The organism is Flavobacterium tagetis (assembly GCF_016735615.1).
GTDB lineage: Bacteria > Bacteroidota > Bacteroidia > Flavobacteriales > Flavobacteriaceae > Flavobacterium > Flavobacterium tagetis.
Window position 1 is genome coordinate 154,565 of record NZ_JAERSF010000006.1, and the last position, 15,660, is coordinate 170,224.

General features: G+C 33.7%; 14 protein-coding genes. 7 read left to right on the forward strand and 7 right to left on the reverse strand.

The features are described 5' to 3' along the window. Window positions 1-94: 94 nt before the first annotated feature. The 4 genes from JI750_RS21690 to JI750_RS21705 all read right to left on the reverse strand — a co-directional run bounded on the left by JI750_RS21690 (window position 95) and on the right by JI750_RS21705 (window position 7,330). The gene (locus JI750_RS21690) at window positions 95-1,594 is read right to left on the reverse strand and encodes a RagB/SusD family nutrient uptake outer membrane protein (RefSeq protein WP_202006496.1); all 1,500 of its coding nucleotides are present in this window, start codon (window positions 1,592-1,594) and stop codon (window positions 95-97) included. Window positions 1,595-1,616: 22 nt separating this feature from the next. Next, entirely contained in the window at window positions 1,617-4,739 is a 3,123-nt protein-coding gene (locus JI750_RS21695; RefSeq protein ID WP_236673132.1) for a SusC/RagA family TonB-linked outer membrane protein, read from the reverse strand. Between the two features lie 165 nt (window positions 4,740-4,904). Next, window positions 4,905-6,458 carry an L-piperidine-6-carboxylate dehydrogenase gene (gene amaB, locus JI750_RS21700; protein WP_202006552.1) on the reverse strand — a complete coding sequence of 518 codons (1,554 nt, stop codon included), beginning with the start codon at window positions 6,456-6,458 and terminating at the stop codon, window positions 4,905-4,907. A gap of 56 nt (window positions 6,459-6,514) precedes the next feature. Next, complete coding sequence (locus JI750_RS21705) at window positions 6,515-7,330, reverse strand: DUF1338 domain-containing protein (RefSeq protein WP_202006497.1); 816 nt, start codon at window positions 7,328-7,330, stop codon at window positions 6,515-6,517. A 189-nt stretch (window positions 7,331-7,519) separates the two neighbouring features. Between JI750_RS21705 and JI750_RS21710 the strand changes: the two genes are divergently transcribed. Then, window positions 7,520-7,990, forward strand: a complete 471-nt coding sequence (locus tag JI750_RS21710) for an Lrp/AsnC family transcriptional regulator (protein WP_202006498.1) — start codon at window positions 7,520-7,522, stop codon at window positions 7,988-7,990. Window positions 7,991-8,044: 54 nt separating this feature from the next. Here the strand turns inward: JI750_RS21710 and JI750_RS21715 are convergent, their stop codons facing one another. After that, the gene (locus JI750_RS21715; protein ID WP_202006499.1) at window positions 8,045-8,836 is read right to left on the reverse strand and encodes an SDR family oxidoreductase; all 792 of its coding nucleotides are present in this window, start codon (window positions 8,834-8,836) and stop codon (window positions 8,045-8,047) included. 231 nt (window positions 8,837-9,067) lie between these two features. Here JI750_RS21715 and bioB point away from each other — a divergent pair, with 231 nt between their 5' ends. Both bioB and JI750_RS21725 read left to right on the forward strand, forming a co-directional pair. Then, window positions 9,068-10,057 carry a biotin synthase BioB gene (bioB, locus tag JI750_RS21720; protein WP_202006500.1) on the forward strand — a complete coding sequence of 330 codons (990 nt, stop codon included), beginning with the start codon at window positions 9,068-9,070 and terminating at the stop codon, window positions 10,055-10,057. A gap of 112 nt (window positions 10,058-10,169) precedes the next feature. Beyond that, on the forward strand, window positions 10,170-10,673 hold the full coding sequence (locus JI750_RS21725) for a DNA-deoxyinosine glycosylase (protein WP_202006501.1): 504 nt from the start codon (window positions 10,170-10,172) through the stop codon (window positions 10,671-10,673). Between the two features lie 15 nt (window positions 10,674-10,688). On the opposite strand, the gene JI750_RS21730 is transcribed toward JI750_RS21725, so the two are convergent. Next, window positions 10,689-10,931, reverse strand: a complete 243-nt coding sequence (locus tag JI750_RS21730) for a hypothetical protein (protein WP_202006502.1) — start codon at window positions 10,929-10,931, stop codon at window positions 10,689-10,691. A 257-nt stretch (window positions 10,932-11,188) separates the two neighbouring features. Continuing rightward, window positions 11,189-11,500 (reverse strand): EthD family reductase, encoded by a 312-nt coding sequence (locus tag JI750_RS21735; RefSeq protein ID WP_202006503.1) that lies wholly within the window; start codon window positions 11,498-11,500, stop codon window positions 11,189-11,191. Between the two features lie 141 nt (window positions 11,501-11,641). Between JI750_RS21735 and JI750_RS21740 the strand changes: the two genes are divergently transcribed. The 4 genes from JI750_RS21740 (at window position 11,642) to JI750_RS21755 (ending at window position 15,626) form a co-directional block, all read left to right on the forward strand. Next, the gene (locus tag JI750_RS21740; protein WP_202006504.1) at window positions 11,642-12,619 is read left to right on the forward strand and encodes a GlxA family transcriptional regulator; all 978 of its coding nucleotides are present in this window, start codon (window positions 11,642-11,644) and stop codon (window positions 12,617-12,619) included. Between the two features lie 377 nt (window positions 12,620-12,996). Beyond that, window positions 12,997-13,857: a helix-turn-helix transcriptional regulator gene (locus JI750_RS21745; RefSeq protein ID WP_202006505.1), complete on the forward strand. Its 861-nt coding sequence runs from the start codon at window positions 12,997-12,999 to the stop codon at window positions 13,855-13,857. A 381-nt stretch (window positions 13,858-14,238) separates the two neighbouring features. Then, window positions 14,239-14,808: a Pvc16 family protein gene (locus JI750_RS21750; protein ID WP_202006506.1), complete on the forward strand. Its 570-nt coding sequence runs from the start codon at window positions 14,239-14,241 to the stop codon at window positions 14,806-14,808. Beyond that, window positions 14,805-15,626: a hypothetical protein gene (locus tag JI750_RS21755; RefSeq protein WP_202006507.1), complete on the forward strand. Its 822-nt coding sequence runs from the start codon at window positions 14,805-14,807 to the stop codon at window positions 15,624-15,626. The genes JI750_RS21750 and JI750_RS21755 overlap by 4 nt, the downstream gene beginning before the upstream one ends. Window positions 15,627-15,660 lie beyond the last annotated feature (34 nt).

The window sequence follows — 15,660 nt, forward strand, 5'->3', positions numbered from 1 at the left end:
TGCTTTTTAAATGCAAAACCGATATTTATAGATGAAAAGAATAGCCCAAGAAATATAGGCTATTCTTTTGTTAAATTAAAATTATTGCAATCAATTAATTTGTCTGCAATTCTGTTAATGGAATTGGGTAAAAGTTATGCTTTGCAGCATCAAAACCTGTACGTCCAACAGCATCAAGCGCTTCTTTTGTTTTACCCCAACGGCGTAAATCGTAAAAACGGAAATTTTCAAGAGGGAATTCTAAAATTCTTTCGTGTTCAATTTGCGCTTTTACCTCCGCACCACTTGTTCCTATCATTGCTGGCATATCTGCTCTAGCACGAACTTTATTGATGTATGGAATAGCTTCTCCAGGTCGACCTAATTCATTTAAAGCTTCAGCCTGCATTAACAATACATTTGAATAACGCATTAAAGGAATGTTGATTGCTGTAAATTCCTGATCCATTTTCTCTTGTGTACTCGGAATAAATTTGCGGTATACCGGTTTGTCAGTATCTCCAAATTTATCATCGTATGTTGTCCCCAATACCAACGGATTATCAGCATCATTAAAGTAAGGATCTTTAAAGAAAATTGTGCTATAAAGACGTGAATCATAGTTTCCTGTAGTCGCAATTTTTCCTTCTTTTTTAAATTCGTTTACCAACATTGCACTCGGAAGAATTTCATCCCATCCACCAAGTTCAGCAGCTGCCATCCAATAATGAAGTGCATTACGGTAGAAAGCACCATTTGCTGTAGTTTCTGAGAACTGAAGTTCGAAAATAGATTCTCTAGTGTTTTTGGTTGTTCCGTCAAACATAGAAACATAATCTTTAACCAAATCATATCCTTGCACTTTGTTAAACGCTGTAAGCGCTTCATTTAAATATGTTTGTTTTTGAGCTGTTTCTTCATAAGCTCTTGTCAAATATGAAAATCCTAAATAACTATTGGCAGCGCCGCTAGTTGCACGACCTGTTTTATCTGAAGATTGTTTTGCAGGTAGAATGTCAGCTACAGCTTTAAATTCGCTTGTAATAAAGTCCCAAGCTTCTGCACGGCTTGCCAATGGAATGTTTAAATCGCTTTCATTTGTAACATATTTATTTCTGATATAAATTTTATCCCAGTTCAAAATCAATTTCATGTGATAATAAGCTCGCAAAAAACGAGCTTCTGCTTCAATTTGTTTGCGGTCTTCATCAGTTATTTTTGCTGAAGGAACCTGTGGCAATTTATCAATAACCTGATTGGCATTACTAATTCCTCTGTAGTTAATTCTCCAATAACTAGTAAACTGGCTATTTCCGTTTGTATAAGTAAATGTAGAAAGTTCTACCCAGTTTTGATAGTTTAGAGCGTCGCTTCCTAATTCGTTAATATCTTCACGATAAGCCTCTACAGGCCATTTTACTTCGGCAAAAGCCCATTCATCTACAGCGCATTCTAATTGAGAATAAGTTGCTGCCAAAGCAGATTCGGCATCAGCTTTACTTCTCCAAAAATTCTCTGATGTAAGTTCATCAGGAGATTGTTGATCCAAGTAGTCATCACAGCTAGCTAAAGTGAATAAACCAATAGAGGATAATATTAAAAATATCTTTTTCATGATAATGTCTTATTAAGTAGAATTAAAATATAAACTGAACACCAGAAACAAATGATCTCGTAAATGGATAAACAAAGCGATCAACGCCTGTATCAATTACTTTGTCACGTGAGAATTCTGGATCAATCCCCGAATAATTTGTAATGGTAAACAAGTTTTCGGCACTTACATAAAATCTAATTTTGTCGATTTTTGCTTTACCTAACATGCTACTCGGAATAGTATATCCAAATTGCAATTGGCGCATTCTAATAAAATCTCCGCTTTCAAGAAAACGATCTGATTCACGGCTGTTTCCATTAGGATCTTGTAATACCGCACGTGGTATGTTACTGTGATTTTCTGGTGTCCATGAATTTAATGTTGAAGCCAGCATATTGGTTCCAGAATTCATAGATTCATAAAAATATCTATTTCCGTTGTATAACTTATTGCCCCATCCACTACCAATCAAAGTAGAAAAGTCAAATCCTTTGTAGCTTGCTCCTAAACTTAAGTTTACTTCTAGTTTTGGCAATCCAGTTCCTGCATAAGCTTTATCTTTTTCATCAATAGTACCGTCTCCATTTAAGTCTTTAAAGCGGATATCTCCTGGCTGAGCATTTGGTTGCAGTAAAACTCCATCTTTGTTGTGTGCTGTAACTTCTTCTGCTGATTGGAAAATACCATCTGTCTTGTATAAATAGAATCCGCTAATTGGGCTACCTACACGAGCTTGAGTTGGAAAATGTTCATCTCCATACTTTAATCCTTCTCCATAAATAGTTTGTCCGTCGTTTGCCAATTCCTCTACTCTATTTTTAAGTGTAGATAGGTTTAATCCTGCATTGTACTTGAATTCATTAACATTATCGCTATAATTCACTTCAAATTCAAATCCGCTATTGCTGATTTTTCCAACATTCAATACAGGGTCATCAATTCCTGCAGAAGGAGCCAGTTTTTTTGTAATCAATAAATTGTCCGTTACATTATGGTAATAGTTCATCGAACCGCTAATTTTTCCTTTTAAAAGCGTATAGTCGATACCAATATTTTTAGAATCTGTAGTTTCCCATTGCAGGTTTCTATTTTCTAATGCTGTCGCAATACTTCCTGGCCAAGGGTTACTTCCTATTCCTTGAACATATCCATTTCCTAGCGTATTGCCAGTTTTAATCAAGGTATTGGCTGAGTAATATCCTAAAGCGGCTTCGTTACCCAATTGTCCCCAGCTTGCACGTAATTTTAAAGTAGAAAGAATCATATCTTTTGGGAAGAAATCTTCCTGTTCAATTTTCCATCCTAAAGCGATAGATGGGAAAGTTCCCCAACGGCTGTCTTGTCCAAATTTAGATGAACCATCTTTTCTAACTGTCACTTGCAATAAGTAACGATCATTGTAAGAGTAGTTTAACCTGCTAAAGAAAGATACTCTGTTGTATTGGAATTTTGAACCATCAGCAGAATAAGTTCCTCCTCTTCCTGCGCCAATGGTTTCAAAACCAGGGTCAAGAAATCCTGAAGGACGATCGATAGAAACCAACTGTCCGTTTTCTACAGTATAATCAGTTGTTTTTCCTTCAACACTAACATCATTCCAATTTGATGCCTGACTGTTAAACGTATTTCCAAGCATTAAACCAAAAACATGTTTTCCGAAAGTTTTATCAATGGTGATAATATTATCTAATATTTGCTCATTCCAAGTTGTTCTCAACTCTCTTTGCACAGGATAAAGATGCACTTCTTTTGGGTTTGCAATGTATGGAGGAAAATGAAACGTTTGCTGATTATTCTTTACACGGTAAGAATAAGCCAGCTTGTATTTTAACCAAGGTGCAATATTTGCTGTTGCAGAAATGTTTGCTGTTATATCTTGCCCGATGTTATTGTTTTTCTTAAAATATTCTTCAGCAACTGGGTTTGTTGCCGCTGGTAAACCATTTTTATTTGCTAGTCCGAAACCGTACTCCTCATTTTCATCATAAACAGGAACCAAAGGAGCCATCGTATATACTTCTTTTAGCTGGAAACTAGGCAATGCATTTTGCGTTCCCATGTAAGCCATTTTTCCATCGATGTCAAAAATTGATTTTTTGAAACTAACTCTCGCGCTACCTGTTTGCTGTCCAAATTCGTTATCTATTACAATACCTTTTTGCTTTACGAAATTACCGTAAAGTGCAAACTTGAAGTCTCCTTGTCTTCCTTGAATTCCTAAACCATAGTTTTGTGTAAGCCCTGAACGGAAAACTTCATCCTGCCAATCTGTATTTGCATCAGATGGCGCTGTAATGTAAGCTGGAAGTGGTTTTGGCGAAGTTGCATATTTGTTGTACTCATCATACATTCTTTTGTTAACAGTACGATAACCATCAGCATCTAACATATCTAATGTTTTTGATGGATTTGTAACGCTTAAAAAAGAACTAAAATCTACTTTTACACCTTCTTTCTTACCATTTTTAGTGGTTACAATAATAACACCATTCGCCGCAACAGATCCGTAAATTGCTGCCGCTGCACCATCTTTAAGAACCTCCATCGATTCTATATTTGTTGGGTTTACTGTGTTAATTGATCCCTGAAATCCGTCAATGATATAAAGAGGTTCTGTTGCTCCAAAGGTATTTACTCCACGTATTTTCACGCTTACAGATGCACCTGCAACACCACCGCTTTTTTGCACGTTTACCCCCGCAACCAAACCTTGAAGCGCTTCAGCTGGATTTGTTGTCGCTCTGGTTTCGAGACTTTCTTTTTTAACTGTAGAAATTGCTCCCGTCACGTTGCTTTTTTTCTGCGATCCGTAACCAATAATAACTACTTCATTCAGTTTATTGGTTTCTTCTTCCATAGCCATGTTAAGCTGTGTACGATTATTTATTTGCTCACTTTTTGCGGTAAATCCCACATAAGAAAAAACGATAACTGGATTTGCTAAATCTGACGAATATTCTAAAGTATAATTTCCGTCGAAATCTGTTGATGCATTAAACTTCGAATCTTTGATAGAAACACTTACGCCTGGTAGCGGATTATTTTTATCATCGGTAACTTTTCCTGAAACATTTTTTTGGGTTTGCGCAAAAATCATGCTTGGCAACCACAGGCATAACAGTAAAGGAATAAAATTCATCCTCCTAATTAGTCTTGTTTTCATTTTAGGTTTGGTTTTTGTTAATAATTAGTATTCTTTTTTAGTGTTTGATTTGTTTTTTTGATTTATAAAGGCATAATTCGTCTGATGATGTGCAAAACATCACCAGACAAAATGTGGTATTAAATGTAGGGGCGACTTTTTAAGTTAAGCTCTAATTTCTTTAGCTTATAAGTCAAATTTTATTCCTTGCGCTAATGGCAAATTAGTAGTATAATTGATTGTATTGGTTTGTCTTCTCATGTAAATTTTCCAGGCATCCGATCCAGATTCACGTCCGCCGCCGGTTTCTTTTTCTCCACCAAAAGCACCTCCAATTTCGGCACCAGAAGTTCCAATATTCACATTTGCAATTCCGCAGTCAGAACCTGTAACTGATAAAAACATTTCAGCTTCTCTTAAATTATTTGTCATAATTGCAGAAGACAGTCCTTGCGCTACATTATTCTGCACTTCGATAGCATTTTCAACCGTTCCCGAATATTTTAAGAGATATAAAACTGGTGCAAAAGTTTCATGCTGCACGATTTCAAAAGAATTGTCAGCCTCTGCAATAGCTGGTTTTACATAACAGCCACTTTCATATCCATCACCTGAAAGTACACCGCCATCAACCAAAATTTTGCCTCCTTGCTCTACAACTTTTTTCAAAGCATCATTATACAATTCAACTGCCTGTTTATCTATAAGAGGCCCAACATGATTTTTTTCATCTAATGGGGTACCAATTCGCAATTGTTTATATGCAGCAACCAAAGCCTCTTTTACTTTATCATAAATACTTTCGTGAATAATCAAGCGTCGTGTAGAAGTGCATCTCTGTCCGGCAGTACCAACTGCACCAAAAACAGCACCTATGATTGTCATTTTTAAATCAGCATCTGGCGTTACAATAATTGCATTATTGCCTCCTAGTTCTAACAATGATTTTCCTAAACGTCCTGCAACTACCTGTGCAACTATTTTCCCCATTCGAGTAGACCCAGTAGCAGAAATTAAAGGAATACGTTTATCATTGGTTAATAACTCCCCTATTTTGTAATCTCCATTAATTAAACACGAAATTCCTTCAGGCAAATTATTTTCTTTTATCACTTCTGCCATTATATTTTGACATGCTACTGCACAAAGAGGTGTTTTTTCAGATGGTTTCCAAACGCAAACATCCCCACAAATCCATGCCAAAGCTGCGTTCCAAGCCCAAACCGCTACCGGAAAATTAAATGCCGAAATAATACCAACAATTCCCAAAGGATGATACTGCTCGTACATACGGTGTCCTGGTCTTTCTGAATGCATTGTTAATCCATGCAACTGACGTGAAAGACCAACAGCAAAATCACAGATATCGATCATTTCCTGAACCTCTCCGTAACCTTCCTGCAATGATTTACCCATTTCATACGAAACCAGTTTTCCTAATGCTTTCTTGTTTTTACGTAATTTTTCTCCAAACTGGCGTACAATTTCGCCACGTTGCGGAGCAGGCATCAATCTGAATTCTAGAAAAGCAGCATGAGCTGAAGCCATTACTTTTTCATAATCAGCTTCTGTTGCAGTTTTTACTTTTCCAATTTGTTTCCCATCAACAGGAGAATAGCTTTCTAAAATTTCTCCGCTAGAAAAATTATTCTGCCCTGTAGAAGTTCCGTCGTTGATGTCCTTTATATTTAATTCTTTTAAAGCTTCTTGTATTGTAAATTCTAATTCTTCAATTACCATCATGAATTTTTTAATCTTGTTTATGTCAAGGCGTATTTTTGGTTAAAACTGATTTCCTATAAAGTCTTTTGCAACTTTACATCAGTGCTTTCAAAAATCTTATCTGCCGATGATGCTACAAAACCTTGATATAATTCGCCGTTTGCCATTGGGTAACGAAGAGCAAATTCATAATAACATGATGGCACTTTTAATGTTCCTTCTTTAAACTCCACATCATATAAATCTGCTAATGTGCTAGATTGTTCTAATAATTGTTCTGGATTTCCTTTAATTTTTCCGCCAGATGCATTAAGTTCCCATCCATTAGCTTCCAAAAAGTTATTCAATTCTTCTAATGTCTGAAAACCTTTTAAGGCATTAGTATTGATAGTGAAATGATTTGCTCTAAAACCATAAACATACATCCATGCTGCATATTCAGATTCTTCAAGTAAAGATTTGTAAACTGCTTGTGAATTTCCGTTCCAAATTGCTCCATTCAAAACCAAATTTGGATCATTGAATTCGTTCTGATCACAGCTATCTAAAAGTTGCTTAACTGTTGCTTGCAATTGATCAGAACATTTTTCCAATTCTAATTCAGAAATAAAAATTCTTGGGGCATCTTTATCAAGAGCATTTTCATAATGTTTTGCATATAATTTTTTGCTTTCAAAATAATACTCTCCTTTAGCCTGATAACCAACATTTAAAAAAGCTTTTTCTAATATCTCGATATTGACACGCTTATCATTAAAAGTACGAATTGCAATATGGTCATTTTTTATTTCTTCGCCTTTTTCTTCTAGGAGTTCATGTATTTTTAGAGCAGATGGGGTAATATCTATATATTGCTCCCAAAGTTTTGTAAGTAGTTGATTCTTATCCATCTTTAAGTGTGTTAAAATAGTGTTAGTATGACACAAACATATACATAAAGATGTTATTATAACAGTTATCAGGTTCGATTATTAAGAATTCGACATTTTGAACAGATTTTTATGTAATTTTGACACTTAGAAAACTAGTTTTACAATTAGAATTGTCAAAATTATAGAATACACAAATCAACATTGTTTATGGCAAAGCTTAATAAGAACGAAAATACTGATTATTTAGACCGCGAAATCATCCAGAAACTCAGTGAAAACGGAAGAATCGCATTTTCTGATTTGGCCAAAGAGTTAAATATTTCTAATTCGCTGGTGCATCTGAGAGTTAAAAAATTGCAAGAGGCAGGAATAATTAATAGCTTTTCTGTAAAATTAAATCCAAAAGAACTTGGCTTTGAAACTATTACCTATACAGGAATTGTTACTAAAGAGGCTCATTTTTCCTACTCAATCGCCGAAAAGCTTAAAGCAATTCCTGAAGTAATTGAATGTCATTGGGTTTCCGGAAAGTATGCTTTGTTTATTAAAATTGTAGCAGCCAATAATGAGGAACTTCGCAAAATACTATATGAGCAAATTCATCAAATAGAAGGTGTTGGAAGCACAGATTCCTTTTTTTCTTTTGGATCTGCATTTGAGAAAAATCTTCCGGTATAAATACAAAATCCCGATATACGCTACAGGACTATCTTTACGTGCAGAAATATAAACTTACTCGGTCTTATGATGTATATTAACTAAATATTCTTTCCATGTCTGTTTACCACCATTATTTTCTGGGCACAAATTTATTCCTGTAGTAAATAATTTATGGCGAATGTCTTCTGGTTTATTTAATGTTAGATTTTTATTGTTTTGAATTACTTCGAAGTACGTTTGAATCATTTCTTCCAAATGAAGCACTTCTGGACCTCCAAAATCTCGCATTAAGCCTTTTGGAAATTCAAATACAAGAGAAGCTAATAATGCTGCTACTTCTTGTACAGCTACAGACTGAAACCTCAACCCAGATGGAATAGTTATCGAATCAAATTCTGCACTTTGGCTCTCTAATGCCTTTATCATATTAAGCACAAAATCATGGAATTGTGTAGTTCTAAGGATTGTAAAAGGAACGCCACTATTGGCGATGATATTTTCAACTTCCAATTTTCCTTGGTAATAAGGATAATCGCTTTTATCAATTCCAACAATAGAGATGTAAATGAAATGTTTGATAGAATTTCTATCTATTGCTTGAAGCAAGTTTTTGGTACCTTCTATATCGATCTGCTGAAAATTTCTAGGATTACTTGCACAGTGAATAACTACCTCTGCTCCTGCCGTAGCTTCTTTTAAACCATGATTTTCAAACAAATCTCCAGTAAAAAACTCTATGTTATTTTGAACAGAATTATTTGTTTGAGTTGTTAATACAGCTGTTTTGAAACCTTTTTCTAATAATGCATTAACAATATATTTTCCTAGATGTCCATTTCCGCCTGTAACTAATATTTTATTCATCGGTTTGCAATTTGAACACTATATTAGAAAAAAACCTCGTAAACTCAAAAATGTTTAGGCATAATTGAGCCATTATATTGATCTAATTAAAGAAGAATTAATCGGCTCGATTTAATGTGCGTTGAACTTTCGATTATCAACCGGACTACTCAAAATATAAAAAGTGGTACATTTTGATGATACAGCAAAACAATACATTTGATCAAAAATCATAAAGCATTAAAATAAAAAATGAGCACTCAAATTAGACACGACTGGAAAAAAGAAGAAATTCAAGCTATTTACGATCAGCCATTATTAGAATTGGTTTATCAGGCTGCAACCGTACATAGAGAGTTTCATAAACCTTCAGAAATACAGGTTTGTACGTTGCTTTCTGTAAAAACAGGCGGATGTCCAGAAGATTGTTCGTATTGCGGACAAGCGGCACGTTATCATACCGATATTAAAGTTCAAGCGCTTCTTCCGACAGAAAAAGTATTAGAACATGCACAAAAAGCAAAAGATGGCGGTTCTTCTCGTTTCTGCATGGCTGCTGCTTGGCGCGAAGTTCGTGATAACAAAGATTTTGATCGAGTTATTGAGATGGTCAAAGGTGTTAACGATCTCGGACTTGAAGTTTGTTGCACATTAGGAATGCTTACAGAAGAGCAAGCTATACGTCTTCAAGAAGCAGGTTTGTATGCTTATAACCACAATTTGGATACCTCTGAAAGTTATTATGATGAAATTATTAGCACGCGCAAGTTTGATCAGCGTCTGGATACTATTAATAATGTGAGAAAAGCTGGAATCACAGTTTGTTCGGGCGGAATTATAGGTCTTGGAGAATCTAATGCCGATAGAGTTTCTATGCTGTTAACTTTAGCAACTATGCCTGTTCATCCGGAATCTGTTCCTGTAAATGCTTTGGCAAGAGTAAAAGGAACGCCTTTAGAAAACAACCCGAAAGTGCCTATTTGGGATATGGTTCGAATGATAGCTACAGCTCGTATTGTTATGCCAGCTTCTATTGTTCGTTTGAGTGCTGGAAGAATTGAAATGACCGAGGAAGAACAAGCTTGGTGTTTTATGGCAGGCGCCAATTCTATTTTTACAGGAGAACGCGAAACTTTGCTGGTAACACCAAATCCAGGATTATCTGAAGACATGCAGATGTTTCAAAATCTTGGGCTTAAACCTTTGGTTAAAGAAAATAAAAGTGCTTGTTCTGTAGTTTAAAAAGTAGATATATTTCTAAGATAAAAAATTGTGCAATCCTGAAAGCTTTCGGGATTGCACAGTCTTTTAGTTATCTTTAATTTTACAAAGGAAAAGAAAAATAGAGAAACTTATGCTAAAAAAAGCCCTTCAACCATTAATAGATAATGCTACAGTAATTCTAATTATGGGTACAATGGCGGGCGAGCAATCTATTGCTAAACAAGAATACTACGCCAATAAAGGAAACCTTTTCTGGAAAATTATGTTTGCAATTTTTAAAGAAGAATTTAGCACCTCTTATGAAGATCGTAAAGCACTGGTCAAAAAATACAATATCGGACTTTGGAATGTTCTTAAAAGCTGCAAAAGAGAAGGAAGCAGCGACGCCAAAATAACAGAAGAAATATTAAACGATTTTGAAAGTCTGCACAAACAATTTCCGAATATAAAATATGTCTTTTTTGAAAGTAAAGCCGCAGCAAAATACTTTCATAAACATACTATACCACAGGAAGGAATAACTTATATAACTTTGCCCTCCACAAGCGGACTAAATGCAGGTTTAACTAAAGCTGAAAAAATGGAACAATGGAAAGTTGTATCGCAAGTTAGGCTTTCAAAACATCAAGATTAATTTTGAAGCAAAGAATTACCTATTTCTCATAATATAGAAAAGTATTTCTTCTTCTAATTCTCTCGACAGATTTTCAAATTTCATTCTGCGTCGGAAATTTTTTTCGCTTCTATCCTTATATAACTCCGTTTTGGCAGTACTTGCGCAGTAAGCATCACATATTACCTTAAATTTTTGATCGAGTATATACAATTCTTTCATCGAGTCAAAATATGCTGCAAATTTCACATTATACAATTCGTCAGGAATAGCGGCCATAGGTTTAGGTGTATTTAAATTAATACTATAATTTACCTTAAAGGTTCATAATACAAATACTTAATTTTAAGCACTTAGAGTTTCAATTAGATCTTATCTCCTCACCTATCAAATGACGGTGTCGATAAGGATATTTAAAATTAAAATGAAAAACTTTAATCTTTTTATTTGAGCCTCTTGAAATGGTTTCAGATTATAAACTGAAACCAGAAATTGTAAAATGAACCCTTAGCCGTTAAAATGCAACATGATAAATTTCAGGTATTTTTTACATCATATACGTAAATCTGTACCTCATCATCGCTGGCTAAGATTCTGCGGTCAGCGGCGCATTGCTGCCCGATATCTGACTTAAAAGATTCCATCATTGTTTCTAAAGATTCGAAATATAAATTTGCAACAAGATATACATCTGAATGTCCTGTCGTCGATCGAACTGTTCCATTGCTAACTTCATACTTCAGTAGTCCTGGAAGTTTTTTTGCTAATGGAATATGAACTCCGTAGTAATGTTTTTCGAAAGAGTTAATGTCTTTTGGAGTTTTGTAGATTACTGTCATTTTTGCCATGATATTGATCTTTTTATAATATTAAAAATTGTTTTAAAGTAAATTTAAAAGCAAATCCTAAACTGTTTAATATATAAAATAGACATTCTTGCTGGTGTATTTGGACACTAACTTTTAGTACCTTTATATTAAAAAAAGATAATGAAACAGCTTACCATTATAGTTCCTGAAGGAGATAATAATCTTTCTAGCATTTCTGGCGCATACGAAATCTTTAACAAAGCAAACGCATTTAAAAGAATGAATGGCGGAACAGAATTATTTCAGATTCAGCTTGCAGGAATTTCTGAAAAAGTGGAATTCAATGGCGGAATTTTTACCGTAAAACCTCATATTCATATTTCGCAGATTGCAAAAACGGATCTTATTATCATTCCATCATTAAACCATAATTATAATGTTGCTCTTCAGCATAACGATGAACTTGTACAATGGCTTCAAAAACAATATAAAAAAGGTGCCGAAATTGCCACAATCTGTACTGGTGCCTTTATGCTCGCAGCATCGGGACTTCTTGACGGAAAAAGCTGTTCTACACATTGGTCTGTTAAAGAAAACTTCAGCAAAATGTTTCCTCAAATAAATCTTCAAATAGACGAATTAATTACAGATGAAAAAGGTATTTATACGAACGGCGGAGCGTATTCTTTCCTAAACTTGATGATTTACCTTATTGAGAAATACTATGGCAGAACTACCGCAATTTATTGTGCAAAAGTATTTCAAATTGAAATGAACCGAAGCACGCAATCTCAATTTATAATTTTTTCAGGACAAAAGAAACATGAAGACGAAATGGTATTGGACGCACAATCTTATCTTGAAAAAAATTTAAGTGAAAAATTATCTATGAGCGATCTTTCTACCAAATTTAATGTGAGTAGAAGAAATTTTGACAGAAGATTTATTAAAGCCACAGGAAACACGCCAAGCGAATATCTGCAAAGAGTAAAAATCGAAGCCGCAAAAAAAGCCTTTGAAACGGATCGCAAAACGGTAAATGAAGTTATGTATGAAGTGGGCTATTCTGATGTAAAAGCATTTCGAGATGCTTTTAAAAAAATTACTGGAATTCCGCCAATCGAATATAAAAAGAAGTATCATAAAGGTGCTGCTTAAAAACCTTTTTCAAATTTTTCATTAATTCAGGTAGTTTAAAAGAAGTTCATGTAAAGCCTTTTTATGAATTTTTTGAAACTTTAAATCTTAAAATTGTTAATTAACACAATAAATACAAAAAACACGTAATACTACTTATAATAATATTCCTATATATTAAATAAATTTACATCCCTTTTAATTACAAGCCACAATCATCAAAATATCTTTAATTCTGTTTTTAATGATGGTGCCAGAAATGAGTTTGTTAATTGATAAAAATTCTATAGAATGCCAAAAACAGTTTTATAAGAAGAAAAATGTTATTATTTATTTTTCATTTCATATGTGCTACTAGAAATTAATAGTACATACAAAAGCAACAAACTACCCCAAAAATGCTCGAAAAAAAATCTATAGTAATTGGATGTGACGATATCACCATACTGACTATGATATTGAATGCAATATCAATAGTGTCGGATTATACATTTTCGACAGTTTCAGTTTCCCGAGGAGTCGATTTAAAAAATACCATAAACTCTCTAAATCCCGACCTAGTGATTTTGGGATTCAAGCAAAATCAGCTTGTATTGAATGATACTAATTTCAGTTCTGACAAAAGAGACATTCCGATCTTATATCTAACTCAAAATTATGAATGTGAATCATTATGCTGGTCAAAACAAAACATTGTTTTCACTTATCCCTACAACCAAATAAAGAATACTGATTTTTTAATTTATAGAATACGATCTATTTTTCTACTTAAAAAAACAGAATCGCAAATCAAAACACCAGCATCATTTGCTGAAGCGGCACTTCTAAAAAATAATCCCGACAAATTAAGCCATTATGTAATGGAATTGGATCAAAAGGTGGAAGTGCTTTTAAAAATAAAAGAACGCATTTCTTATCTCTACCCCAACGTAGACAATGCGACTAGAATAGAATTAATGTCGATTGTAAATTCTATAAAAACTGTTGCAAACGACAATAAACTCTGGGATGATTTCAAAATCTATTTTGAACAATCCAATCCTAATTTTCTTTTGGCTCTTGCCAAAAAACATCCTTCTTTAAGCTCTAGAGATTTAAAATACTGCTGCTACATTAAAATGAATATGAGCAACAATGACATTACCAATCTTCTTGGCATCAATCAGGAAAGTGTTCGAACTCATAAGTATCGTCTAAAAAAGAAATTAACGCTTAAAAAAGAAGATGATATAATCTCGTACTTAAGAACGGTTTCTTAAATTATCTTTTTCTCATTTATTTCTCAAAGAGCAACTTTATACTTTAACTTTTTCTCCATTTTAAATTTGTGATAAAAGCGAAGCACAACGCTTTTCAATAATTTATAACCTCTAAATCTATAGCATTTTTAGAGGTGTTTTTATTTTGTATCACTAAAATGTGCGACAAAATTTAGGAGTTTATCTTTCTATTTGAGACAAAGCGTAGACAAAGCTTTTTCTGTCTATACTTTGTCTACAAAAACACAAAATATCTTTTGTCTCTGTCTATGAAAAGTATATAGCTAAATTTTCGTACAAATCTAATTGTCAGTTACTTTTACAATTACGAATAGCCCATTCATTAGCTATTGCGCTTAATTAATTTAAGAGTTAAATACGATGATCCATCAGTCACTTCAATTTACGAATAAATTACTAGGTCAGTTTTTAAAAAACCGTTTTGGGTTGACTGAAGACAAAACCGTTGTGAACTATCTTATTGAACCAAGTGGAACTTTGCCTAAAGTAAATCAGAATAAAGTTGTTTTATCGCTTATAAATATCGAAAAAGAAACCAATCAGCCTTTTTATATCAGAAATCAGAAATTAGAAAACGGAAATTATTCAAATTTCAATCCGACAGAACGATACAACATCGACTTACTGATTAGCAGCAATTTTGATGATTATACCGAATCTTTAAAATTTCTCGATGCCATAATCGTCTTCTTTCAGATTAACAATTATATCGATGCGTCGTCCTCCTCTTCTATTCCAGATGGCTTAAGTAGATTGGAATTTGAGTACGAAAAGATCTCTTACCATCAAATGCACAGTTTGTGGACAGCAATGGCAGCAAAATATCAGCCTTCTATCATTTACAAAATGAAACTGATTAAAGTTCAAAGTCATGAAATTATGGAAATCATTCCTTCTGTAAAAAGCACAAATAACACCATCTCAAAATGATACAGAGCAATTACATAAAAACCTTTGGCATTGCAGCTTATCATACTTTTTTTGATAGCGGAAAATGCAATTGCCTTCATTTTATTCCAAACCATAAAACCGATAAAACATTCAAAAAATTTGGTTTTAAAATAAATCCTATTTCTAACGGATTCGATTTATACTCGAACACAAAATCATCGTTCTCAGACTTATTAAACTATATTGCTCAAACAACCCAGCAAGACTATTTTGAGTTTGATATAAAATGTACCAACCCTAATTTCATTCTCTTTACCACATTGCCTATTAATTGGATTGGAGCCGTTACATATTCTAGTCAGGATCCTAAAAACCTAAGCAATAATGGAAAAATAGTATTGAATCAAACTTTAGAAAACAAACCTGTATCTACTCATTTTGGTCATTTAAAAATTTATTTTGAAGATATAATAACTGCTAATACTCCTCTTTTCCAAATAAACTTTACTGCAAGAGCCACGCAATGGCAATATTACTTTATCAATAAAAATGCGGTACAGCTCAACAATCCTTCGATTACAGAAAAAGAAAACATACAATTTGAAGGTCCGCAAAATGTAACAATTCCAACAGGAGAATCGGCATTATTGTTTACTTCAAACAAAACTTATATCACGCTCAGCGAAAAGCCTAAATATAAATTTGATTTAATAAGTAGTTCCTCATCTTCAAATCAAAACAATACAAAGCCAAAAGTAATTATAAAGGGATTGCCCAATCCTGATGTCTCCCGAATAGGAATAATCGAAAATAGTGACCAAAATCAAGTTGCGTCACCAATGTATATCTATTTATAAAAAACTATTAAAAATGAACATTAAAAACTAAAAT

Coding starts and splice junctions, on each gene's coding strand:
- JI750_RS21690 (WP_202006496.1), bottom strand. CDS start 1,594: ATGAAAAAGATATTTTTAATATTATCCTCTATTGGTTTATTCACTTTA.
- JI750_RS21695 (WP_236673132.1), bottom strand. CDS start 4,739: ATGAAAACAAGACTAATTAGGAGGATGAATTTTATTCCTTTACTGTTA.
- amaB (WP_202006552.1), bottom strand. CDS start 6,458: ATGGTAATTGAAGAATTAGAATTTACAATACAAGAAGCTTTAAAAGAA.
- JI750_RS21705 (WP_202006497.1), bottom strand. CDS start 7,330: ATGGATAAGAATCAACTACTTACAAAACTTTGGGAGCAATATATAGAT.
- JI750_RS21710 (WP_202006498.1), top strand. CDS start 7,520: ATGGCAAAGCTTAATAAGAACGAAAATACTGATTATTTAGACCGCGAA.
- JI750_RS21715 (WP_202006499.1), bottom strand. CDS start 8,836: ATGAATAAAATATTAGTTACAGGCGGAAATGGACATCTAGGAAAATAT.
- bioB (WP_202006500.1), top strand. CDS start 9,068: ATGAGCACTCAAATTAGACACGACTGGAAAAAAGAAGAAATTCAAGCT.
- JI750_RS21725 (WP_202006501.1), top strand. CDS start 10,170: ATGCTAAAAAAAGCCCTTCAACCATTAATAGATAATGCTACAGTAATT.
- JI750_RS21730 (WP_202006502.1), bottom strand. CDS start 10,931: ATGGCCGCTATTCCTGACGAATTGTATAATGTGAAATTTGCAGCATAT.
- JI750_RS21735 (WP_202006503.1), bottom strand. CDS start 11,500: ATGGCAAAAATGACAGTAATCTACAAAACTCCAAAAGACATTAACTCT.
- JI750_RS21740 (WP_202006504.1), top strand. CDS start 11,642: ATGAAACAGCTTACCATTATAGTTCCTGAAGGAGATAATAATCTTTCT.
- JI750_RS21745 (WP_202006505.1), top strand. CDS start 12,997: ATGCTCGAAAAAAAATCTATAGTAATTGGATGTGACGATATCACCATA.
- JI750_RS21750 (WP_202006506.1), top strand. CDS start 14,239: ATGATCCATCAGTCACTTCAATTTACGAATAAATTACTAGGTCAGTTT.
- JI750_RS21755 (WP_202006507.1), top strand. CDS start 14,805: ATGATACAGAGCAATTACATAAAAACCTTTGGCATTGCAGCTTATCAT.